Annotated in this window: 21 protein-coding genes and 1 pseudogene; 14 read left to right on the plus strand and 8 right to left on the minus strand. The window is 71.5% G+C overall.

Annotation, left to right across the window (positions count from 1 at the left end):
• Positions 1-505 precede the first annotated feature (505 nt).
• Together ACFV0Q_RS19740 and ACFV0Q_RS19745 are read left to right on the plus strand one after the other, a co-directional pair.
• Positions 506-895, plus strand: coding sequence for a hypothetical protein (locus tag ACFV0Q_RS19740; RefSeq protein ID WP_385007012.1), 390 nt, complete (start codon positions 506-508; stop codon positions 893-895).
• Positions 896-1,023: 128 nt separating this feature from the next.
• Positions 1,024-1,722: a hypothetical protein gene (locus tag ACFV0Q_RS19745; protein ID WP_385007014.1), complete on the plus strand. Its 699-nt coding sequence runs from the start codon at positions 1,024-1,026 to the stop codon at positions 1,720-1,722.
• A gap of 181 nt (positions 1,723-1,903) precedes the next feature.
• On the opposite strand, the gene ACFV0Q_RS19750 is transcribed toward ACFV0Q_RS19745, so the two are convergent.
• From ACFV0Q_RS19750 to htpX, 3 genes are all read right to left on the minus strand, one after another.
• Positions 1,904-3,202: a phosphoribosyltransferase family protein gene (locus tag ACFV0Q_RS19750; protein ID WP_385007016.1), complete on the minus strand. Its 1,299-nt coding sequence runs from the start codon at positions 3,200-3,202 to the stop codon at positions 1,904-1,906.
• A 148-nt stretch (positions 3,203-3,350) separates the two neighbouring features.
• Positions 3,351-3,950 carry a hypothetical protein gene (locus tag ACFV0Q_RS19755; RefSeq protein ID WP_385007018.1) on the minus strand — a complete coding sequence of 200 codons (600 nt, stop codon included), beginning with the start codon at positions 3,948-3,950 and terminating at the stop codon, positions 3,351-3,353.
• A gap of 37 nt (positions 3,951-3,987) precedes the next feature.
• Entirely contained in the window at positions 3,988-4,902 is a 915-nt protein-coding gene (htpX, locus tag ACFV0Q_RS19760) for a zinc metalloprotease HtpX (RefSeq protein ID WP_385007020.1), read from the minus strand.
• Positions 4,903-5,017: 115 nt separating this feature from the next.
• Here htpX and ACFV0Q_RS19765 point away from each other — a divergent pair, with 115 nt between their 5' ends.
• Positions 5,018-5,305: a helix-hairpin-helix domain-containing protein gene (locus ACFV0Q_RS19765; RefSeq protein ID WP_385007022.1), complete on the plus strand. Its 288-nt coding sequence runs from the start codon at positions 5,018-5,020 to the stop codon at positions 5,303-5,305.
• Here ACFV0Q_RS19765 and ACFV0Q_RS19770 read toward each other — a convergent pair.
• Positions 5,232-7,370 (minus strand): SpoIIE family protein phosphatase, encoded by a 2,139-nt coding sequence (locus tag ACFV0Q_RS19770; protein ID WP_385007049.1) that lies wholly within the window; start codon positions 7,368-7,370, stop codon positions 5,232-5,234. The two genes, ACFV0Q_RS19765 and ACFV0Q_RS19770, sit on opposite strands and share 74 nt — an antisense overlap.
• Before the next feature lie 364 nt (positions 7,371-7,734).
• Here ACFV0Q_RS19770 and ACFV0Q_RS19775 point away from each other — a divergent pair, with 364 nt between their 5' ends.
• Positions 7,735-8,439 carry a M24 family metallopeptidase gene (locus tag ACFV0Q_RS19775; RefSeq protein ID WP_385007024.1) on the plus strand — a complete coding sequence of 235 codons (705 nt, stop codon included), beginning with the start codon at positions 7,735-7,737 and terminating at the stop codon, positions 8,437-8,439.
• 185 nt (positions 8,440-8,624) lie between these two features.
• Here ACFV0Q_RS19775 and ACFV0Q_RS19780 read toward each other — a convergent pair whose 3' ends face one another.
• The 4 genes from ACFV0Q_RS19780 to ACFV0Q_RS19795 form a co-directional block, all read right to left on the minus strand.
• Complete coding sequence (locus ACFV0Q_RS19780; protein ID WP_385007026.1) at positions 8,625-9,734, minus strand: aliphatic sulfonate ABC transporter substrate-binding protein; 1,110 nt, start codon at positions 9,732-9,734, stop codon at positions 8,625-8,627.
• Between the two features lie 163 nt (positions 9,735-9,897).
• Positions 9,898-9,969, minus strand: coding sequence for a putative leader peptide (locus ACFV0Q_RS19785; protein WP_385007052.1), 72 nt, complete (start codon positions 9,967-9,969; stop codon positions 9,898-9,900).
• A gap of 163 nt (positions 9,970-10,132) precedes the next feature.
• Positions 10,133-10,591, minus strand: coding sequence for an RrF2 family transcriptional regulator (locus ACFV0Q_RS19790; RefSeq protein WP_385007028.1), 459 nt, complete (start codon positions 10,589-10,591; stop codon positions 10,133-10,135).
• A gap of 127 nt (positions 10,592-10,718) precedes the next feature.
• Positions 10,719-11,930 (minus strand): acyl-CoA dehydrogenase, encoded by a 1,212-nt coding sequence (locus ACFV0Q_RS19795; RefSeq protein ID WP_385007029.1) that lies wholly within the window; start codon positions 11,928-11,930, stop codon positions 10,719-10,721.
• A gap of 567 nt (positions 11,931-12,497) precedes the next feature.
• Between ACFV0Q_RS19795 and ACFV0Q_RS19800 the strand changes: the two genes are divergently transcribed.
• From ACFV0Q_RS19800 to ACFV0Q_RS19845, 10 genes and pseudogenes are all read left to right on the plus strand, one after another.
• Positions 12,498-13,511: an amino acid ABC transporter permease gene (locus ACFV0Q_RS19800; RefSeq protein ID WP_385007031.1), complete on the plus strand. Its 1,014-nt coding sequence runs from the start codon at positions 12,498-12,500 to the stop codon at positions 13,509-13,511.
• A complete protein-coding gene (locus tag ACFV0Q_RS19805) occupies positions 13,508-14,284 on the plus strand; it encodes an amino acid ABC transporter ATP-binding protein (RefSeq protein ID WP_385007032.1) in 777 nt (258 codons plus the stop codon). Before ACFV0Q_RS19800 ends, ACFV0Q_RS19805 begins: the two co-directional genes overlap by 4 nt.
• Positions 14,285-14,344: 60 nt before the next feature.
• Entirely contained in the window at positions 14,345-15,361 is a 1,017-nt protein-coding gene (locus tag ACFV0Q_RS19810; protein WP_385007034.1) for an ABC transporter substrate-binding protein, read from the plus strand.
• Between the two features lie 42 nt (positions 15,362-15,403).
• Entirely contained in the window at positions 15,404-16,195 is a 792-nt protein-coding gene (locus ACFV0Q_RS19815) for a GNAT family N-acetyltransferase (protein WP_385007036.1), read from the plus strand.
• A 151-nt stretch (positions 16,196-16,346) separates the two neighbouring features.
• Positions 16,347-17,579: an LLM class flavin-dependent oxidoreductase gene (locus ACFV0Q_RS19820; RefSeq protein WP_385007037.1), complete on the plus strand. Its 1,233-nt coding sequence runs from the start codon at positions 16,347-16,349 to the stop codon at positions 17,577-17,579.
• A 23-nt stretch (positions 17,580-17,602) separates the two neighbouring features.
• Positions 17,603-18,985, plus strand: a complete 1,383-nt coding sequence (locus ACFV0Q_RS19825) for an NtaA/DmoA family FMN-dependent monooxygenase (protein WP_385007039.1) — start codon at positions 17,603-17,605, stop codon at positions 18,983-18,985.
• Complete coding sequence (locus tag ACFV0Q_RS19830) at positions 18,982-20,031, plus strand: LLM class flavin-dependent oxidoreductase (protein ID WP_385007041.1); 1,050 nt, start codon at positions 18,982-18,984, stop codon at positions 20,029-20,031. Before ACFV0Q_RS19825 ends, ACFV0Q_RS19830 begins: the two co-directional genes overlap by 4 nt.
• A 76-nt stretch (positions 20,032-20,107) precedes the next feature.
• Entirely contained in the window at positions 20,108-21,127 is a 1,020-nt protein-coding gene (locus ACFV0Q_RS19835) for a hypothetical protein (RefSeq protein WP_385007044.1), read from the plus strand.
• Positions 21,128-21,176: 49 nt separating this feature from the next.
• Positions 21,177-21,434 carry a hypothetical protein gene (locus tag ACFV0Q_RS19840; RefSeq protein ID WP_385007046.1) on the plus strand — a complete coding sequence of 86 codons (258 nt, stop codon included), beginning with the start codon at positions 21,177-21,179 and terminating at the stop codon, positions 21,432-21,434.
• A 91-nt stretch (positions 21,435-21,525) separates the two neighbouring features.
• Positions 21,526-22,020 (plus strand): annotated as a pseudogene (locus ACFV0Q_RS19845) (asparagine synthetase B); the annotation flags it as partial.

Below are 22,020 nucleotides of genomic sequence, written 5' to 3' on the forward strand. Positions count from 1 at the left end.
CCTCACCCTCACCATGGCCGGAGTGCTGCTGCCGTGCCTGATGCTCTACGTCTGGCTGCGCCGCCGGCGCAGCCAGACGCCACCGCCGATGCCCGAGGTGACCCACGCCGTCACGCACGCCCGGGCACCCTCCGCGAAGTGAGTAGGGAACCTCCGCTCGCCCTCGCCGCGGACGACCGCCGAAGACACCTATCTGGACGGGCTCCGACCCCTGGTGGACGGCCTCCTGGCTCGCCGTTGACCTGCCCATTCACTTCGTATCTGCCCGAGCGCCGATCCGATGCCGACACTTCTGCCCGCACGTCACACGAAACCGATCTCAACCGCGGTGGCGGCCAGTTGACCGTCAACCGCGCCTGACGAGCCGCTGCCCAGGCCCCTCGCGGTCTTGCTCCGACCCGGCACCCGCCGATGGCCGGATCGTGGCGTACGCTCCGCGCTCACGGGTACGAGAGCTGTGGCACGGACAGCGCCCGTACCGGCCATCGACGACAGGGAGAACGATGTGAAGACGAGTGCGATGGCCAGGGTGGTTCCCGTACTGCTCCTGGCAGGGCTGTTCCTGGCCCCGCTGCCCGCGAACGCGAGCGAGGCCCCCGCGGCCCACCGGACAGGCGCGGCTCTGAGCGCGGCCGGGGCAGCGGCTCCGGGAGGAGGGCTGGCCGGATCCGCCCGGGAGGCTGCCGCCGCGCAGGCCGGCACCCAGGCCGTCGGCACCCGGCTCGCTGTGGCCGACGCGAAGGACGGGAAGAAGAAGTCCAAGAAAAAGAAGAAGGGCTTCCTCGGGAAGGTGGGTATCGCCGCGCTGGTGGTGGCCGTGCTGGTCGGGCTGCTGGTCGTGGCCGCCGTCATCGCCCTCGTCATGATCGGGCGCTCCCGCCGACGGCGGACCTGACGGCCGGAGCGCCGCAGGCCGCGGCCACCCTGCACCGGTGACCGAGACGGCCGTCGGCGACCGCCGCTTCCCGCGCACCCTGCCCGACGTCGCCCGCCGGGCGGGAGCCGGTCCGGTAGCGTGGCCGGGTGATCTCCGGTGACGCCCTAGTGAAGCGGCTGCGGGCGCTGGCCGCCCGAGTCCCGTTCGACCTCGCGGTACAACCCGGCCTGACGGCTGCCGACTTCGACCGGTGGCCCGTCCCGGTGCCGACCTCGGTTCGCCAACTGCTGGGCGTACTCGGCGGCTTCGCGGTGCCACCGGTCGAGTTCGTGTTGACCGGCCACCCCCGCCAGGCTCGCGACCACGGCCTTCCGTACCCCCACTGGCTGGTCACCGACGACGGCGGTGGCGGCGTCACCTGGGTCGACATCGAGGCCGACGGCCGGTGGGGCCAGGTGCTGATGCAGTACCGCGAGGGCGGACTCCACGTCGAGGCCGACTCGCTGCCGCACTGGCTCGACCGGCTCATCGGGACAGCGGAGGAACTGGTCGACGAGACGGGCTTCGAGGAGGGCGTCCAACCGTACGCCGACGATTTCTGGGACCTCCTGCAGTTGGACGGCCCGGACCTGCCGCTGCACCCCGCGGCCGAACTGCGGGGCAGCCCCGGCTCGGACCCGGTGGTCGCCGGCCTCGCCGAGCGAGTGCCGGACGGCGCGTTGATCGCCGACCTCCGCGGAGCCCTACCGGGCAGCCGGGTCCGCTTCGACCGGGCACTCAGGCGATACCGCCTGGACCGGGCGGTCGGCGGCCCGGTGTTCGCGGCCGTTCCCCGGAACGACTGAGCTCGGTGGAACGGTCCGGCGGAACCAAGATCGCTGTGCTGCATCCCGCTGGATCTGGCCGTGTACGCACCCGGACGGAGCTTCAGCGACCCCGCGACCGGCGCGCGCATCGACGTCCTCGCGGGCGGACAAACGGGAGACACGGTGCGGCTGAGCAAGGGGTGAAGCCGGTCCCACAGCGCTACCGGGCCCGTGCCACCAGGTGCTTTATGAACCAGTCCCGGGCAAGGGCGGCCACTTCGTCCAGTGCTCCCGGCTCCTCGAAGAGATGCGTGGCGCCGGGGACGACGTCGAGCCGGTTCTCGCAGCGCAGTTCCCGCTGGGCCTGCTGGTTGAGGCCGAGCACCGTCGTGTCGAGGCCGCCCACGATGAGGAGTGTGGGAGCCCGTACGCCGGCGAGCCGTGGCCCGGCGAGGTCGGGGCGGCCGCCACGGGAGACCAGGGCGCCGATGTCCGCGTCGGCGGAACCGGCGGCCCACAACGCCGCCGCGGCGCCGGTGCTCGCTCCGAAATAGCCGATCGGGACGGACCGGAGGTGCTGCAGCCAGCGGGTGGCGTCCACCAGCCTCCGGCCGAGGGTTTCGATGGCGAAGACGTTCGCGCGTTCGGTTTCCTCCGCCGGTGTGAGCAGGTCGAAGAGCAGGGTGCCCAGGCCCGCCCGATTCAGGGCCGCCGCCACCGACAGGTTGCGCGGGCTGTGGCGGCTGCTGCCGGAGCCATGGGCGAACATGACGACCCCACCCGCGCCCTCCGGCGAGATGAGGTCCCCGGCCAGCCTGACGCCGCCCGCGTTCACCACCACCTCGCAGGCCCGGGCGGGCGGGCGCGCTACGGGGCGGTCGGCGCGGTCGGCGGCTTGCGCCAGCAGGGCGAGGACCTCTTCGTCGGGGGTCTGGGTGAAGTCCTGGTACCACTCGCCGACAGCGCGGAAGGCGCGCGGCGTGGACAGGCAGACCACTTCGTCGGCCTGGGTGCGCAGCCGGGCGACCGCATCCGGCGGCGCCACCGGAACGGCCAGCACCACACGGGCCGCGCCCTGCGCCCGTACGACCTCGCATGCGGCCGCGGCCGTGGCGCCGGTCGCGATCCCGTCGTCCACCACGATCACCGACCGTCCGTCGAGCGGTACGCGCGGCCGGTCGCCGCGGAACCGCCGCGCTTGACGGGCGAGCGCTGCCGTCTCGGCGCGCTCGACCGCCGCGAGATCCTCGCGCCCGACCCGGCCGAGGCGGACGATGTCGTCGCTGATGACCCGCACGCCGCCCTCGCCGATGGCGCCGAATCCCAGTTCACGGTGGGAGGGGACCCCGAGCTTGCGCACGACGACTACGTCGAGCGGGGCACCCAGCGCCCGCGCCACCTGGAAGGCCACCGGGACTCCGCCACGGGGCAGTCCCAGGACGACGGGATCCTCCCCCACCAGGTGACGGAGCGCTTCGGAGAGCTGCTGTCCTGCGTCCGTGCGATCGGTGAACATCATGGTGTTCACTCCCTGCCCAGGGTGACGGAAACCGCGTACCCACCTACTCCGAAGCAAGCCCATGTGCGGCTTCCGCGCAAGTCGGGGACGGTCGGTCGGAGGGAACGAACCGGAGCGGTTCCGCTGGCGCCGGCCAGGCGCCCCGGGCTCAGCCGAGCCCAGGAGCGCCCCACACCGGGAACCAGCGGCCGAGGTCCGGCTCGATCGGCAGGTCGTCCGCGAGCAGCGCCCTGATCTGCAGTTCCGTGACGTTGTCACGCCTGCCGGTCTCCCCGGTCTGTCCGGGAAGCGGCGCGAACGGGTAGAAAGTGCCGCGTTTGTACAGGTAGACCATGGCCAGAGCACGCTCCGCCGCTGCCTCACGGAAACCCATCAGGGAACAGAGCAGCTGCGGACCGAAGCCGGCGTCCTGGAGGAGGGTGTTGACGGCGTGCAGGTCGTTGACCAATGAGGCGGTGTCGTCGGCAGGGTGCCGGGCGAGGAGCCAGGTGTAGCCGTACGCGTCCTGGCTGAACTCGACCGGCCGGCCCCCGCCGCCGGTATCGGCGTCGAGCAGCTCCCGTACATCCTCCTGGAGCCGGGCGAAGGCACCGCCTTCGACGCTGGCGAAGCACACCGAGCCGACGCCGGTCGGAACGAACCCGGCACCCGCCTGAAGGGTGATCGCGGCGCTGGGCAGGCCGAAGAGCCGGTCGAGGTCGGGAAGTACCGGCTTGCTGCGGCCGAGGATGGTGTCGAGGAGTCCCACGGTACGAACCTCCGTTGCCGGTGCTGCGCCCGGCTGGTCAGGGGCGGCCGAGCTGCGCCGCGATCCTGCCCAGCCGGTCCAACCGCTCCTCCAGCGTGGGGTGGGAGGAGAGCAGCCTGCTCAGGCTTTCCTTCGACGAGAACGCGGGCGCGAACCAGAACGCGTTGAACGGCTCCGCCGTGCGCAGGTCCCGGCTAGGGATCCTCGCCATCTCACCGGTCACCTTGGTGAGCGCCGAGGCGAGCGCCGACGGCCGGCCGGTCAGCAGCGCGGCCGCGCGGTCGGCGGACAGCTCGCGGTAGCGGGACAGCAGCCGGGTCAGCAGAAAGCTGATCACGTAGACGACGGCGCTGACCAGGGGTATCAGGAGCGCCACGATGGCGGCGTTGCTGTCGCGGCTGTTGCGGCCGAGTCCGCTGTAGACCGCGACACGGGTCATGACTCCCGCGAGGACACCGAGGAACGACGCGACGGTCATCACCGCGACGTCGCGATGGGCGACGTGCGACAGCTCGTGCGCGAGGACACCCTCCAGCTCCTCCGGCTCCAGGCGGCGCAGCAGCCCCGTGGTGACGCAGACCAGTGCGGTGCGCTCGCCCCGGCCGGTGGCGAAGGCGTTCGGCACGTCGAGGTCGGCGATCGCCACCCTGGGCTTGGGCATGTCGGCGAGGGCGCAGATACGGTCCACGGCACCGTGCAGCTCGGGCGCCTGCTCGGGGGTGACCTCGCGGGCACCCATGCTGAAGGCCGCGATCCGGTCACTGAACCAGAACTGCGCGACGAACAGACCGCCCGCGATCACCAGGATGGTGGGCCACGAGCTCGGGAGAAGGGCCAGCAGGGCGCCCACGAAGACGACGTAGAGCAGCCCGATGAGGAACATGGTCGTCACCATGCGGGTGGTGAGTCCCTTGTCCGGGACATAGCGCGAACGAGACCGGCTCCCAGGCATCTGACCGCCCTCCAGTCGGAGCGCGGACGCAGCGCTCCTCACCTTCGATTGTGCAGCTTCCTCCCCACCGTGCGGACACTCCTGGCCCGGCCGGCCCGCGGCGCGGGTGCCCGGGGTGCCTGCCCCGGGCTACCCGCAGGACGTCTCGGCACTCGACGCCAAGGGCATGCGCGACATCCCCCACGTCGGCAGGTCGGTCGCCGACAAGGTCCTGGAGTACCTGCGGATCGGCCGCATGTCCATGGTCGACGAAGCCGGGGCGTTTACGGAGGCTCTCGTCGCCCTTCCGTACACGGCCGAGGTCATCGCCGGCTTCGTGATGTCTGTCGTCACCGGTGGTGTGTATGCCGTGGAGCCGGGCTCGCCCCGTCGTGGGGCGGGTGGGGCCGCACGTGGGCGATGACGAGGGCGACGTCGTCGTCGGCGTCGGGGTGTCGCAGCGAGGCCAGGAGCCGGCCGCAGGTCGCCTCCGGGGAGAGGCCGGGATCGGCGAGGAGGCTGAGGAGGAGGTCGAGGCGGTCGTCCAGGGGCTCGTCGCGGGTTTCGACGAGGCCGTCGGTGTACAGGACCAGCCGGTCACCGGGGATCAGGTCGAGGGCGGTGGTCTCGAAGTCGGCGCGGCCGAGGCCGCCCGTACCGAGCGGCACGCCGACGGGCAGCTCGAGCAGTTCGGGGGAGTGCCCGGACCGGACGATGACGGGGGGCGGGTGTCCGGCGAGGGCGACGCGGCAGCGGGAGCGGTGCGGGTCCCAGGTGGCGTAGACGCAGGTCGCGATGGGCTGGTCCAGTTCGGCGGTGATGTGGTCGAGGTGGCGCAGGACTTGGGCCGGATCGAGGCCGAGGTCCGCCAAAGTGCGGGTGGCCGTGCGCAGTTGGCCCATGGTGGCGGCGGCGTGGACACCGTGCCCCATGACGTCGCCGACCACGAGAGCGGTCTTGTCCATGGGCTGGGGGATCGCGTCGAACCAGTCGCCGCCGATCCCGCTGGCCGCTGCCGCGGGCTGGTAGCGGTAGGCGATCTGGAGGCCGGCGACCTGGGGCGGGGGATGCGGGAGGAGGTGGCGCTGAAGGGTCAGGGCGGTGTCGGCGGCGTGCTGGTACCAGCGGGCGTTGTCGATGGCGATGGCGGCCCGGGTGGCCAGCTCGCCGGCCAGGATGACGTCGTCGTGGTCGAAGGGGAGCGGATTGCGGGTGCGCAGGAGGCCGAGGGCACCGAGGACCTGTCCGCGGGCGGTCAGTGGAACCGCCAGGTAGGAGTGCGTGCCCTCCCGGGTGAGGAGTGCTGCAGCGGCCCCGTCGCGCGCGATGCGCGCCAGGTCCGGGGCTGTGAGGTGCGATACCAGGACGGGGCGCCCGGTGCTCACGCAGCGCGTGACCAGACGCTCGGCGGGATAGCTGGTCCGCCGGCCCACGGGGTCGGCGGCGCGGACGACGTCCGTCTCGTAGGAGGCCGCGACCGCCAGGGCCATGAAGAGGGTCTGTCCCGTCCCGGGGCCGGGTGCCGTGATGGCACTGCCTTCCAGGACGGAGTCGAGGACGTCCACGGAGGCGACGTCGGCCAGGTCGGTCACGACGAGGTCGGCGAGTTCGCGGGCCGTGCGCTCCAGGTCCAGGGTGGTCCCGACGGTCACCGATGCCCGGGCGATGAGATCCAGGCGCCTGCGGGCTTCGGCGGCCTCTCTGGCCGCGCGGTAGCTGTCGGTGACGTCCACCACCGACAGGGCGACGCCGATCACCCGCCCGCCGGGATCCTCCAGCCGGTAGTACGAGCCCGACCAGGCGTGGTCCTGGCCCGGGTCGGCCGGGGTGCGCCCGATGCCGTACTGGTCCAGCAGGGGTACGCCGGTGTCCAGCACCCGGCGCATGGAGGCTTCGATCACGTCGGTGTCCAGGAAGGGCAGCGCCTCGCGGGGCGTACGGCCCAGATGTTGCTCGGCGGACATGCCGTTGATCCGCTCCAGCGTCGGGTTCACGAGGACGTAGCGCAGGTCGGTGTCCAGTACCGCGAGCCCGAGCGGGGACTGCGCCACCAGCGGCACCGACAGCGCCAGGTCGCGCTCCACGCCGCGCAGAACGGCCTCGTCGCAGGCGATGCCGAGGGCGTAGACGCCTCCCCGCTCGTCCTGCAGCCGCATGTTGCGGAACTCCACCAGCCGCGTGGAACCGTCCTTGTGCCGCACGGGGAAGACTCCGGCCCAGGCGCCGCCACCGGCCATGACCTTGGCGAACAGCTCCACGACCAGGTCGACGTACTCCCTGGCGACGAGCAGTTCGGCGGCGTGGCTGCCCAGTGCATCCTTGGCGGACCAGCCGAACAGCTCCTGGGCCTGAGGGCTCCAGAGAGTGATCCGCCCCCGGGTGTCCAGGACCACCGCGGCCACGCTCAGGACGTCCAGCAGACCACCGGGCTCGGAGGGGACCACCCCTACTGAGCCGGGCTCCGCCCGGAACGCCTCGGACGTGACCACCACCGGACCTCCTTCACCCACTGCGGCAGACCTCGGACCCGACGGTCCGGACCCTCACCCGCCCGTCGGCCCTCCCCTCATCCTCCTCCCGCCCGGCCTGGTCGGCAGCCTCCGTCAGCGGCCGCCAGGCGGACCGGTCGCCGGCCCACCGAAACGGAGACCGGGGCGCGCATCGCACAGAACCGCATCTGTGGCCGATAGGGCCGATATGACAAACGTTTGCCAGCTGATGTTCTGATATGGCCTTGTGGATGCAAGATATTTGCATGCGGTTGCCGACATCGCACCTGCGTACGCAGGCGACGTGCGAGGGGTCGCTCGTCATCGTGCGCGCGACTCCGTGACAAGGAAGAGGAACGGCACCATGGGAGCACCCGACGGCATGGACGAAGAGCTGCGCGTCCTGGGTCTCGTCGAGGCACAGCGCAAGGCCGAACGCCTCTTCACCGAGGTCGAGGCCCGGGGCCTGGTCGCACCCGGGGCGGGCGAGAGGGAGGTCAGCGACAGGATCCGGGACCTCGCGAACGACATGTTCGGCACGACCAGGCACTGGCACAAGCGGATCGTCCGCTCCGGCCCGCACACGCTGTTCCCGTACAAGGAGAACCCGCCGGACCGGATCATCGGCGAGGACGACATCGCCTTCGCCGACTTCGGCCCGATCTTCGAGGAGTACGAGGCGGACTTCGGCCGCACCTTCGTCTTCGGCGACGACCCCGTCAAGCACCGTCTGCGCGACGACCTCGCAGAGGTCTTCACCGCCGGCCGGAGCGCCTTCCGGGCCGACCCACAGATCACCGGACGGCGGCTGTACGCGGAAGTCGAGCGCCTCGCCTCCAAGGCCGGCTGGGTCCTGGGAGGCTGGCACGCGGGTCACCTGGTCGGGGAGTTCCCGCACGAGAGCATCGACGGGGCCAGGACCGAGTCGTACGTCACCCCGGACAACGACACCCCGCTTCGCCGCACCGACCGCGCGGGCCGGCGCTGCCACTGGATCCTGGAGATCCACCTCGTCGACGAGCGGAACGGATTCGGCGGCTTCTACGAGCAGCTGCTCGACCTGGCGTGACGCATCCGTACGGCCGGTCGCGTGAGCCGAACGGAACATAGGCGTGGAAGATGGTGCGTTCGCGATCTCGTCCGCGTTCATCTCGGTGGCGGTCGCGATCGACGACTTCGGCGCCGCGGTGATCTGTCCGGCCGGGCGGCCTTCCCCGTAGGGCGCAAGGCAGCCGGCTGCCCTGAGCTACGGGCTTACTTGGTGCCGAGGCCGGCGTCGGAGACCTCGGGCTTGCCGGCGGCCTTGAGGACCTTGTTCAGGAGCGTCAGGTCGTAGATGCCGGCGAGGTCGGGCTGCTCGATGAGCTTGGCTTTGACCGCCCAGTCGGACTCCGTCTTCAGCGTGCCGGCGAGGGGGTCGTCGGTGACGAGGATGGACTGCCAGGCCGGGTCGATGACCTTCGCGTCGAGCGGCTTGCCGCCCTCGGCCGCCAGCTTCGCGTTGGCGGAGGCCTTGGCCTTGTCCGGGTTGGCGTTGATCCACTCGTTGGTCTTCACCGTGCCCTTGAGTACGGCCTCGACCACGTCCGCGTGCTCCTTGAGGAACTTCTGCGACACGATGACGTTCGTGATCACGAACTTCTTGTCGGGCCACAGGGCGGTCTCGTCGAGGAGGACGGACCCGCCGTCGGAGACGAGCTTGGAGGCCGTGGGCTCCGGCACCCAGGCGCCGTCGATCGAGCCCTGCTTGAAGGCGTCGGGGGTGACCTTGTTGTCCGTGCGGACGACCGAGACGTCGCCCTTGCCGGACTCGGGGTCGACCTTCCAGCCCTTCTCGGAGATCCAGTTGAGGAACGCGACGTCCTGCGTGTTCCCCTTCTGCGGGGTGGCGATCTTCTTGCCCTTGAGGTCGTCCAGGGTCTTGATCTTGTCCGGGTTCACGACGAGCTTGACGCCGCCCGAGGCGGAGCCGGAGATGATCCGCAGGTTCTGGCCCTTGGACTTCACGTAGCCGTTGATGGACGGCGAGGGGCCGATGAAGCCGATGTCGAGAGAGCCGCCGTTGAGGGCTTCGATCTCGGACGGACCGGCGTTGAAGGACTGCGGCTTGATCTTGGTGCCGTTCAGTTCCTTCTCGATCAGGCCCTCCTGGAGGCCGACCAGGGCGGTGGCGTGCGTCAGGTTCGGGAAGTACCCGATGCGGACCTCGGAGGCCGACAGCTTCTTGTCACCGGTGGCCGCGACCTCGGCCTTGTCGTCTTCCTTCTTCGCCTCGGAGCCGTAGCCGCAGGCGGTGAGCAGAAGGGGAAGTGCCGCTGTGACGGCGATGGCGCGCAGGGTGGTGAGCGGTCTTGCGGCAGACATGGAGGTGCCCTTTCACGGGATGGCGTTCAGGGAGGTACGGAGACGGGCGACGCGAAGCCATCGGCACACACGGCACCCACTCCCGGCCGACGGAGTGGGGCAGCGCCCGGTGATGCGCTACGCGTGGAGCGCGGACCTGCGAGCAGAGGGCCGGCGCATGCTGTCAGCCGCGCTGACAGATGGCGCTGGACGTACGGACCAGGTCGATGTGCCGGCGGGAGGTCAGAGGCAGCATCCGGCCTGCGTGGTGCGGTGTGCGCACGGCCGACCCCCTGAATTCCTAGTTTTCCCACCTGGTTGGTAGGCATATTGGCAGAGGCGGGCACCCGCCCCAAGAGGCTGACCGCATGATGGACGTCAAGGTCTCGTGATGTGAGAAGGCGCAGGTGGGGCGGGGGTCAGGGATTGGTCCAGGCCCCGGGGGTATCGGCCAGTGCCGATACGTCAGAGGGCAGGTCGGACGACGCGACGTCGGCGAGCGTCACGCCGTCGAGGATCTCGCGCACGTTGGCCCGCAGTGCGATCCACAGGGGGAGCAGCGACTGGGCGGGGCCGGTGTAGGACAGGTCCGGTGGACGGACCCCGCGCACCGAGACGAGCGGTCCGTCCACGACGCGGATGACGTCCGCGATGCTGATGGACTGGGCGGGCTTGGCCAGCCGGTAGCCGCCGTTGCCGCCGCGCCGGCTGAGGACGAGACCGCCTCGGCGCATGTCGTTCAGGATGCCTTCGAGGAACTTGTGCGGAATGTCCTGGGCGTCGGCGATGGCTTCGGCCTTCAGTGGCCCGTCATCCTGTGACGCGGCGAGCTGCAGTGCGGCACGTACCGCGTAGTCCGCCCTGGCTGAGATCCGCATGCGGACATTATCCCGTACGGCTTCGGCCGGCGTCCGTCGCGGGTGGCCGCCCGCTGCCGGGCAGGTACTCGTGCCCGGCAGCCGAGGGGCTGGGGTCGCGGAACCGCGTCCTGTGTGGCGCTCCGCGTCAACGGAAGGACGCCGCCACCGCGCGGTCGGATCCGTTGAGGTAGTGCTCGCCGATGGAGCGCAGGCGGTGCGCGACCGGGCGGTGGGCCGTCAGGACTCGGGCGTTGCGCCAGAAGCGGTCCAGGCCGGGCGCGTCGGCGAGTTCCAGCACCCGGGCGCTGATGTGCAGCGTGGCCTTCGAGGTCACGGTCTCGGCCGTGGCGACCAGGGCGGCGACGCCCGCGGGCTCCTCGGCATCGAGCTGCGCACCCGTGGCGAGGGCCTGCGCCATCACCTCCGTCGCCCGGTCGACCACGGCGGTGGCCGTCTGGGCGGCAGAGGCGAGTTCCCCGTACGTCAGCAGCAGGTCCGGGTCCTCACCGGGCAGCCGGTGTGCGCGGCCGCCCCTGCTGAGGTCGCGCGCTTCGGTGAGGGCGCCCTCGGCGATGCCGAGGCCGACGTGGCACAGGGCGAGCCGGAGCGCCGGCTCCGCGAGCGCGGTGAAGGGCGGGGTCGACTCCTCGTCGTGCGGCCGGCGGCCCAGCACCTGCCCGGGCGTGACCGCGACCCGGTCGAGGACGACCTCGCCCGCGCCGGCGACCCGCTGCCCGAGGCGGTCGAGGGCGGGTTCGACGGTCACGCCCCGTGCGCTGGGCGGGATCCGTACGACCAGGACGTCGCCGGTCGCGGTGCAGACGGCGTCCACCACGATCTGGTCCGCGGCGGCCACCGCCGTGTCCACGGACCGGCGCCCGTTCAGCACGTAGCCGGTGGTGCGCGGCCTCAGTGTGAGGTCCGGTCCATCGGCGTAGTCGTTGGGCGCGGGCGCGTGGACCGCGCCGGTCCACAGCCACTGCTCGCGCACCGACTCCTCTTCGAGGGCGGTCGCGTGGTGGTGACCCGCGTAGAAGCGTCCGCTCCACGCGTGGACGTAGTGGCGGGCGAGTACGTCGCCGACGGAGCTGTCCGCCGAGGCGATCTCCCGTATGACGGCGCATCCGGTACGCCAGTCCGCCCCGCGGCCGGGCCCGGGCGGGGTGAGCGCCGCCGGCAGGCCGGCCTCGCGCAGCCGGGCCGTCTCGTCGGTCGGCGGCTTGCCCGCCTGATCGCGGACGATGGCGTCCGCACCGAGGTCGTCCGCCACATCGCGGGCGGTACGCAGGAGCGCGCGGCGCCGCTCGTCGGCGGACCGGCCGCCGGCGGGGCTCGGTGTCTTCGGCGTGGGCGTCACCGGCAGGCCCGAGCGCCGCTGCGTGGCGTGGGGTCTGGGCGGACAGCGGTGCCGGGGGGGATGGCGGTGGTCATGTCGGCTACTCCGGAACGTTGTTGGGTGGCGTCGGCCGGCTGCCGAATCCCCACCTTTCCCATCGGATTGATAGGGATACTCGCCCGAAGTGGCCTTCCCGGCAAGGGCATGACCGAATGGTGGACCATTCGATCTCGGGATGAAAGACGATGCAGGTCGGCGGCCGGCCTGTGGGCGGCGCGGCCGGATCCTCGGTCAGGGAGTGCCCGAACGCGGGGAGTTCGCCCGGTGCGATGCCTGCCGGTGCCCCGAGGATGCGTCGGACATGCGCCGAGGCGGAGATCCACCCCTCGACCCCGTGGTCGCTCCGCCGACCGGATCCCCCGACTGCGAACGACGGCCCGGTTCATTTCACCGGAAGGCGTTGTGTGTACGGCGGATGAAATTGCCACACGCTTCCGCGGATACCGATATCAGGGCCGTTGACAGCCCTTCTCCAGGCTGCCTAGCTTACGCCGCAGACAACGACATCAGCGGCCTCTTCTGTCCGGCATGACGGCTGCTTTTCGATTCTTCGATTCATCGAATGCTGCTGGAGTGTCCTTGACCGAATCACTCGTCCTCACCGCACCCTCCGCGCCCTCCGGACGGCCGGCGCCGGCGCAGCGGGTCCTCCCGCTCCGCCGGCCCGGGCGGTGGATCGCCACCGCCGTGGTGCTGGTGCTGGTCTCCCAGGCCGCCCACGGGCTGCTCACCAACCCCTTCTACCAGTGGGACCGCTTCGCGTACTGGTCCGTCCGTCCGGTCATCCTGGAGGGCCTGTCCATCACCCTCCAAGTGGCCGCGTACAGCGCGGTCCTGGGCCTCGCGGGCGGCATCCTGCTCGCCCTCGGCAGGCTTTCCGCGAACCCCGTACTGCGGTCGGTGAGCTGGACGTACGTCTGGCTGCTGCGCTCGGTGCCGCTGATCGTGGTCCTGCTCTTCCTCTACAACCTCAGTGCCCTCTACCCCACCCTGAGCGTCGGGGTGCCCTTCGGGCCCGCCTTCTTCACCTTCGACGAGTCGCGGCTGGCCACCGACATCGTCGTGGCGGTCGTCGGACTGAGCCTGAGCGAAGCGGCGTACGCGGCCGAGGTGGTACGGGCCGGTGTGCTCTCCGTCGACCAGGGCCAGCACGAGGCGGCGGCCGCGCTGGGGCTGCCCAAGCGCTACCAGTTCGCCCGGATCGTCTTCCCCCAGGCGCTGCGCTCCATCGTCCCCGCCTACGTCAACCAGCTGATCGGGCTGGTCAAGGCCACCTCGCTGGTCTTCTACGTATCGCTGCTCGACCTCTTCGGCTCGGTGCAGAGCCTGGGCAGCACCTATCCGGGCGACGTGGTGCCGCTGCTGCTGGTGGCCACCTTCTGGTACGTGGTCCTCACCAGCGTCGTCTCGGTCATCCAGTTCTACGTCGAGCGGTACTACGCGCGCGGCGCGCTGCGCACCGTACCGCCCACCCCCCTGCAGCGGGCCCGGACGGGCCTGCGCGAGCTCCGGGACCGCTTCCGGAAGGAGACGGCACGATGACCACCGCCACGCGGGCCGCCGCGATCGAGGTCCACGACGTGCACAAGTGGTACGGCGGCCAGCAGGTCCTGGACGGGGTGAGCCTGACGCTGCGGCCGGGCACGGTCACCGCGATCCTGGGCCGGTCCGGTTCCGGCAAATCCACCTTGCTGCGGGTCATCAACCACCTGGAGAAGCCCGAGGCCGGATACGTCAGCGTGGGCGGCGAGCTGATCGGCGTACAGCGGCACGGCGGGCGGCTGAAGGAGCTGGGCGAGCGGGCGATCCTCGCCCAGCGCGGCCGGATCGGCTTCGTCTTCCAGAACTTCAACCTCTTCCCGCACTTGACCGTGCTGGACAACGTCGCCGCGGCCCCGGTGGCGACCGGCAGACTGCCGCGGCCGCAGGCCCGCGCCCTGGCACGCGAACTCCTGGAGCGCGTCGGGCTCGGCGACCGGACCGGCGCCTATCCGCGGCAGCTGTCCGGCGGCCAGCAGCAGCGCGTGGCCATCGCCCGCGCCCTCGCGCTGCGGCCCGGCGTCATCCTCTTCGACGAACCCACCTCCGCGCTCGACCCCGAACTCGTCGGCGAGGTGCTGTCCGTGATCAAGGACCTGGCCACCGGCGGCACCACGCTGGTCATCGTCACGCACGAGATCGGCTTCGCCCGCGAGGTCGCCGACGAGGTCGTCTTCCTCGACGGCGGCCGCATCGTCGAACAGGGCACGCCCGAGCAGGTGCTGGACCGGCCCGCCCATGCCCGTACGCGGGAGTTCCTGAGCAGGGTGCTCTGATTCCCCCGCGCCTCCGCCCCATCACGCCCCGCCCCCCTTCCCGAACCGAAAAGGAACACGATGCGACGCCGGCCCTCCCTGCGCACCAGATTCGCCCGCGGCCTCGGCGCCGCCACCGCCGGCGTGGCGCTCGCCTCCTGCCTCACCGCGTGCGGAGGCGATGCCGAGGCCACCGGGGCGGGCGGGGACGTGGTCACCGTCGGCGCGGTGTCCAACGGCGCCGCCCGGCAGACCGAACTGACCGTCCCCGCCGTGGAGGCCCTGCGCGCACAGCTGCCGGCGGCCGTCCGTGAACGGGGTGAACTCGTCATCGGCGTGGGCGCGCTGCCCGCCGGCTTCCCGCCGCTGGCGTACGTCGGCACCGACCAGAAGACCCTGACCGGCGCGGAACCGGACCTCGGCCGACTGGTGGCCGCCGCGCTCGGGCTCAAGCCGGTGGTGAAGAACTCCACCTGGGAGAACGTCTTCCTCGGTGTCGACAGCGGCAAGGTCGACGTCGCCTTCACGAACGTCACGGTCACCGAGGAGCGCAAGAAGAAGTACGAGTTCGCCTCCTACCGGCAGGACAACCTGGCCTTCGAGGTCCTGAAGGACAACCCCTGGAACTTCGGCAACGACTTCCACAGCCTCGCGGGCAAGACGGTGGCGGTCAGTTCGGGCACCAACCAGGAGAAGATCCTGCTGGAGTGGCAGAAGAAGCTGCAAGCGGAGGGCAAGGACCTCACCGTCAAGTACTTCCCCGACGCCAACAGCACCGTCCTGGCGCTGAGCGGCAAGAAGATCGACCTCAGCTTCGGCCCGAACCCGTCCATCGCCTACCACATCACCCAGAGCGCGAGCGGCAACGCTCCCACGCGCAGCGCGGGTTCCTTCTCCGGGGCCGGCGAGTCGCTCCAGGGTCTGATCGCCGCGACCGCGAAGAAGGACAGCGGGCTCGCCAGGCCGGTGGCCGAGGCGATCAACCATCTGATCAAGAACGGCCAGTACGCGCAGCTGCTCGCCGCCTGGAACCTGTCCAACGAGACCGTCACCGCCTCGGAGATCGACCCGCCGGGCCTGCCGGCGACCAACTCCTGAATCCCCGGCCCCCGGGCCGCGCCACGGACGGAGAGCCCGCCCATGAGCACGAACGCAGGTCCCTGCACGAGTACGCGTACCGGCACGCGTACGAGCCCGGACACCGTGGTGTCCCCGCACGTCCTCGACAACCCCGCCTGGGCCTCGCTGTCCGGCGCGCACGCCGCCTTCGCCGAGCGGGCGGCCCGTCCCGGGCCCGGCCTCTCCTCCTCCCGCGCCGCCCGCTATCCGTCGGACGTCTCGCCGTTCGCCGCCCTCGCGGACCCGGCCGACCCGGACTCGTGGGCCGACCTGCACAGGCTGGTCGGCGACGGCGGGACCGCCGCGCTCGCCGGCGTACTGACACCGCCCGACGGCTGGGAGACCGTCGGCTCGGTCCCCGGCGTCCAGCTGGTCGACACCTCGCTGTGCGCCGAACCCGCCCCCGAGGCGGTCAGGCTCGGCCCCCGTGACGTACCCGAGATCCTCGGCCTGATCGAGCTCACCAAGCCCGGTCCGTTCCTGCCCCGCACCGTCGAGCTGGGCACGTACCTCGGCATCCGGCACCGCGGCCGGCTGGTCGCGATGGCCGGGGAGCGGCTGCGGCCGCCGGGCTGGACCGAGATCAGCGCGGTGTGCACCCATCCCGACCACCGGGGCGGGGGGCTGGCGACGCGGCTGGTCCGCGCCGTCGCCGCGGGCATCCGGGAGCGCGGCGACGTCCCGTTCCTCCACACCGCCGCGAGCAACACCAACGCGATCCGGCTGTACGAGTCGATCGGCTTCACCCTGCGCCGCCGCCCGTCCTTCATGGCGGTCCGCGCGCCCTGCAATACCGCTGCCAACTTCTCTTAATATTACGGTCATTGTATGGCGCCGCTATCGGGCGTAGCGTTTCGAAGAGATATTGATGACGGGCATCTTCCCCGCCCTCCGGTACGCCCCCACATTCGCGACGCACATCGGCCTCCTTTTCGCACGGCCGATCAGGAAGGCGTAATTCGACGTGTCCGCATTCCCGCCCGCATCCGCATTCACATCGGCATCTTCCGAAGCGCTGCACCTCGCCGTCGCGCTCGACGGCGCGGGCCGGCACCCTGCCGCCTGGCGTGAGCCGGGTGCCAGGCCCGGCGAACTCTTCACGGCCCGCTACTGGGCCGAAGCGGTCGCCGAGGCCGAAGCCGGACTGCTCGACTTCGTCACCTTCGAGGACGCCCTCGCCCTCCAGTCGTCGTCGGCGGACGGGCCCGACGGGCGCACGGACCAGGTCCGCGGGCGGCTGGACGCGGTACTCACCGCCGCCCGCGTCGCACCCCTGACCCGGCACATCGGGCTGGTCCCGACCGTGACCGCCACCCACACCGAGCCCTTCCACATATCCAAGGCGATCGCCACCCTGGACCACGTCAGCCGCGGACGTGCGGGCCTGCGCGTCCAGGTGTCACAACTGGCCTACGAGGCGCGGCACTTCGGACGCCGAGCGGTCCCGCTCCCCGATGCGGAGTCCTACGAGGAGGCCGCCGACCACATCGAGGTGATCCGGCGGCTGTGGGACAGCTGGGACGACGACGCCGAGATCCGGGACGTGGCCACCGGCCGGTTCGTCGACCGCGACAAACTGCACTACATCGACTTCGAGGGCCGTCACTTCAGCGTCAGGGGGCCGTCGATCACCCCCCGCCCGCCGCAGGGACAACCCGTCATCACCGCTGCCACCGCAGCGAGCGCCGCCGGCGCGCCGGACGGCGGCAGCGCGGCGTACGGCCTCATCGCCCGGTCCACGGATGTCGGGTACGTCGCCGCGCGCGACACCGACGGGGCCCGCGCCGCCGTCACGGAGATCCGGCAGGCCCGGGAATCGGCCGGGCTCGCGGCGCAGCCGCTGCACCTCTTCGCCGACCTCACCGTGTTCCTGGACGAGGACGCCCCGGCGGCCGACGCGCGCCGCAGCCGCCTGGACGCGCTCGCGGGCGCCCCGTACAGCAGTGACACGGCGATCTTCACCGGGACCTCCGCGCAACTGGCGGACCTGCTCCAGGACTGGCGGACGGCAGGCCTGTCGGGCTTCCGGCTGCGGCCGGGAACGATCGCCCACGACCTGCCCGCCATCACCCGTGGGCTGGTACCGGAGCTCCAGCGGCGCGGGGTCTTCCGCCGCGCGTACGAGGCGGACACCCTGCGCGGACTGCTGGGCCTGGAGCGCCCGGGCGGCCGCTACGCCGCCCACCCCGCCGCCTGATCCCGGACCCGGAAGGACCCACCATGAGCACCAAGCCGCTCAAGCAGATCCATCTCGCGGCCCATTTCCCCGGCGTCAACAACACCACCGTATGGAGTGACCCGGCCGCCGGCAGCCACATCGACTTCGACTCGTTCGTCCACTTCGCGCGGACCGCCGAACGGGCCAAGTTCGACTTCCTCTTCCTCGCCGAGGGCCTCAGGCTGCGCGAACAGGGCGGGCAGATCTACGACTTGGACGTGGTCGGACGGCCCGACACCTTCACCGTGCTCGCGGCCCTGGCAGCCGTCACCGAGTGCCTGGGGCTGACCGGAACGATCAACTCCACCTTCAACGAGCCCTACGAGGTGGCCCGCCAGTTCGCCTCGCTGGACCACCTCTCCGAGGGCCGGGCCGCCTGGAACGTCGTCACCTCCTGGGACGCCTTCACCGGTGAGAACTTCCGGCGGGGCGGGTTCCTGCCGCGCGAGGAGCGCTACTCCCGCGCGAAGGAGTTCCTGGCGACCGCGACCGAGCTGTTCGACGCCTGGGACGGCACCGAGATCCTCGCCGACCCCGAGTCGGGCGCCTTCCTGCGGGACGCGCGGGCCGGGGCCTTCGCCCACCAGGGGCGGCACTTCGACATCGAGGGCCACTTCAACGTGCCGCGCAGCCCCCAGGGCCGACCGGTGATCTTCCAGGCGGGTGACTCCGATGAGGGCCGCGAGTTCGCCGCCTCCAGTGCCGACGCGATCTTCGGCCGGTACGGGACGCTCGACGAGGGCCGGGAGTTCTACGCCGACGTCAAGGGCCGCCTGCCCAAGTACGGGCGTTCCCCGGACCAGCTGAAGATCCTGCCCGCGGCCACCTTCGTACTCGGTGACACCGACGCCGAGGCGCACGAGACCGCGCACGAGGTCCGCCGCCTCCAGGTCAGCGGGCAGACCGCGATCAAGTACCTGGAGCACGTCTGGAACCGGGACCTGTCCGCCTACGACCCGGACGGCCCGCTGCCCACCGTCGACCCCGAGGTCGGTGAGAACACGATCGCCCTCGGCCGGGCGAGCGTCCGCCAGTTCCGCGACCCGCTCGAAACCGCCCGGCAGTGGCGCGAGCTCGCAGAGGCCAAGAACCTGTCCATCCGCGAGCTCGTCATCGCGACCACCTCCCGCCAGACCTTCGTCGGCTCCGCCGCCACGGTCGCCGAGTCGATCAACGACCTGGTGCAGGCGGACGCGGCCGACGGGTTCATCCTGGTTCCCCACATCACGCCGGGCGGCCTGGACGGATTCGCGGACACCGTCGTCCCGTTGCTCCAGGAACGCGGCGTCTTCCGCGCCGAGTACGAGGGCACCACCCTGCGCGAGCACCTCGGGCTCTGCGTCCCCGGCGTCGAAGCGGCGGCCCCGAAGGTGACGGCCCCGTGAAGTTCCTGGCCATCACCCTGATCACGGACTCCGCGGATCCGGTGACGGGAGCCCCCACACCCACCCGTGAACGGTTCCGCGAGGTGGTCGCCGCCGCGCTGCTCGCGGAGGAGCTCGGCTTCGACGGCTTCGGGGTCGGCGAGCGCCACGAGCGGCCGTTCCTGTCCTCCTCACCGCCCGTGGTGCTCAGCCACATCGCCGCTCTGACCCGCCGGATCCGGCTGTTCACCGCCGTGACCACCCTGAGCCTGCTGGATCCGGTGCGGGCGTACGAGGACTACGCGACGCTCGACCACCTTTCCGACGGCCGCCTGGAGCTGATGATCGGCAAGGGCAACGGCACGGCCCAGCGCGAGCTGTTCCACGTGACCCCCGAGGACCAGTGGGAGCGCAACACCGAGGGCTACGAACTGTTCCGGCGCATCTGGCGCGAGGACAAGGTGACCGCCGAGCCGCGCTTCCGCCCCGCGCTGGCCGGCGCCGAGGTGCTGCCGAGGCCCTTCCAGCCGGCCCTGCGGGTCTGGCACGGCAGTGCGACCAGCCGGGAGTCCGTCGATCTCGCGGCGCGCTACGGAGACCCGCTCTTCTCGGCGAACGTCACCCACCCGATCGGCCCGTACGCCGAACTGATCCGCCACTACCGGGAGCGCTGGGAGCACTACGGGCGCGATCCGGCGCACGCCGTCGTGGGTGCGGGCACGGCCGGCTACCACGCGGCCCCCACCTCGCAGCAGGCGGTGGCGGCGTACCGGCCGGCGTTCGCCCGGTACCTCGCCTTCCACAAGCAGCAGGGTCTGGATCCCGTCTTTCCGACGCTGGAGGACTTCATCGAGCGCAGCTCGGCGCTCGTGGGCAGCCCCCAGCAGGTGATCGAGAAGGTCCACCGCTACCACGAGGCCTTCGGTCACACGGCCCTGCACCTCCAGGCGGAGCCCGGCGGGCTCACCCCCGCGGAGCACCGCGCCTCCCTCGAACTCTTCCAGTCGCAGATCGCCCCGGTGCTGCGCCGCGACATCCCCGACCCCGCCTTCCCCGACGTCCAATGAACGCAGGGCCGCACCGGTTGTGCGTGTCGTGTACGCCCTGACCCGCGGGCGAGCCTGATCCGCCCATCATGGCGGGATGATGCCGTCTCCGGTGGAACCGCTTCTTCCCCCGCACCGGCGCCCCTCGACGGTGGCGCGAAACCTCGGCAGGGCGGTGTCCGCCATGGTGCTGGCCGTCTCGCTGTCCACGCTCACCGCCGTGTGCGGTCATCAGTCCGCGGCCGACGCCGTGCCCTTGCCGGCCGGCACCGTCTCCGGGCCATCCGTGTCCGGCCCGGCCGACGCGCAAGGCGCCGACGCGCAAGGCGCCGACGCGCCGGGCATCGAGTCGCGCCTGGTGCACCTCGCGCCCACCTCGCCCTCCGCGGACCGGATCCGCACGGTGATCACCGACGAGCGGGAACTGGCCCGCTTCCCCGGCTGGTTCACCGCGGTCGACGCGAGGACGGCACGCGACATCGCCGTCCAGACCGCCGGAACCGATTTCTCGAAATCCGTCCTGGTCGGCTGGGTCCAGGACACCGGCTGTGCCACGGCGACCGGCGCAGCGCTCGACCGTGTGGGTGACCGGCTGGAGCTGAGGATGACCACGACGACACCCCCTGCGCAGTGCGCCGCGGGAACCCAGGCCGCCGTGGTGTTCGAGGTGGCGCAGTCCGCGATGCCCGCCCGTCCCACCTTTGGCGCTGACCATGCCGACCCGCCCGGTCCCGGCACCACGGCCGCCTTCACGTACCTGAACCCGGGCACGGCGCCCCACGACGACCCGGCGGGCACCGAGGTCACCCAGGACGCCCGGCTCGCGGCCTTCCTGTCACAGCTGCCGGCCGAGGACGCCTCAGCGGTACGCGACCAGCTCGCCGCGCATCCGGCGCGGGAGGGCGAGCGGCGCTTCGGATACGTCCTGTCCGGCTGCCGGGCAACCGGCGTCAACCTGCTGATCAGCCCCGAAGACGAGACCTCGGCTGTCGCGATGTCGGCTGTGCTGACGGGCGGTGAGAGCGCCCGCTGCATCAAGGCGGAGTACTTCGCGGCCGTCATCTCGGTGCCCGCACACCTGGTACCGCGGCCGATCGCCCGGACGGCAGTGGCGTAGTCGCGGCAGGGCGGCGGTTCGGCCGCGCACGAGTGGACGGGGGCGGGCAGTGAACACAGGGGCGTTCGAGGAGATCACCACCGAGGGGGAGCTGCGCGAGCTGCTCGGCGAACCCACCCCCGTGGCCCTCGGCAAGGAACTGCGGACCCTCCACGACCACCACAGGCAGTGGGTCGCGCGGTCCCCGCTCTGCCTGTCTGCGGATCACGGAGACCCGCGCGGCCCAGGAGTACGGCGCCCGGCCGGCGCCGGGGTCTTCGGATTGCTCCATCCGGATGAGGTGGAACGGCAGCCGGGTGATTCCTGACCGGGACGATGTGCCGCGCGGCAGAAGTGGGGTGGGCACGAGGGCGCCCTGTCCGGGAGCGCTTCAGCCGATCGAGGAGGTACGGCGCACCGTGTGTGGAATCGTCGCCGCTGTCGGCGACATCGATGTCCGGCTGTGCCGCGAGATGCTGAACCGGATCGAGCACCGCGGCCCGGACGACACCGGAGAGGTCCACCGGGGGGACGTCTGGCTGGGCCATCAGCGGTTGTCCATCATGGATGTGGACGGTGGCCACCAGCCCCTCGCCGAGCGGGGCGGCACGTCCTGTCTCGTTGCCAACGGTGAGATCTACAACCACCGGCAGATCAGGGCGGAGCTCGGTGCGGAACTGTTCTGTACGGGCTCGGACAGCGAGGCGGCGCTGCACGCGCTGCTGGTGGACGGCCCGGCCGGGCTCACCCGCCTGCGGGGCATGTTCGCACTCGCCCACATCGACGAGAAGGGTGCCTTTCTGGCCGCACGGGACTCGCTCGGCGTGAAGCCGCTGTACTGGGCGCGCGGCAATGGACGCACGCTGTTCGCCAGCGAGCTGCGTGCCTTCGATCCGGCAGACCGGCCACTGGTG

The sequence above is a fragment of the Streptomyces sp. NPDC059564 genome (assembly GCF_042735575.1).
In the GTDB taxonomy this organism is placed as follows: Bacteria; Actinomycetota; Actinomycetes; order Streptomycetales; family Streptomycetaceae; genus Streptomyces.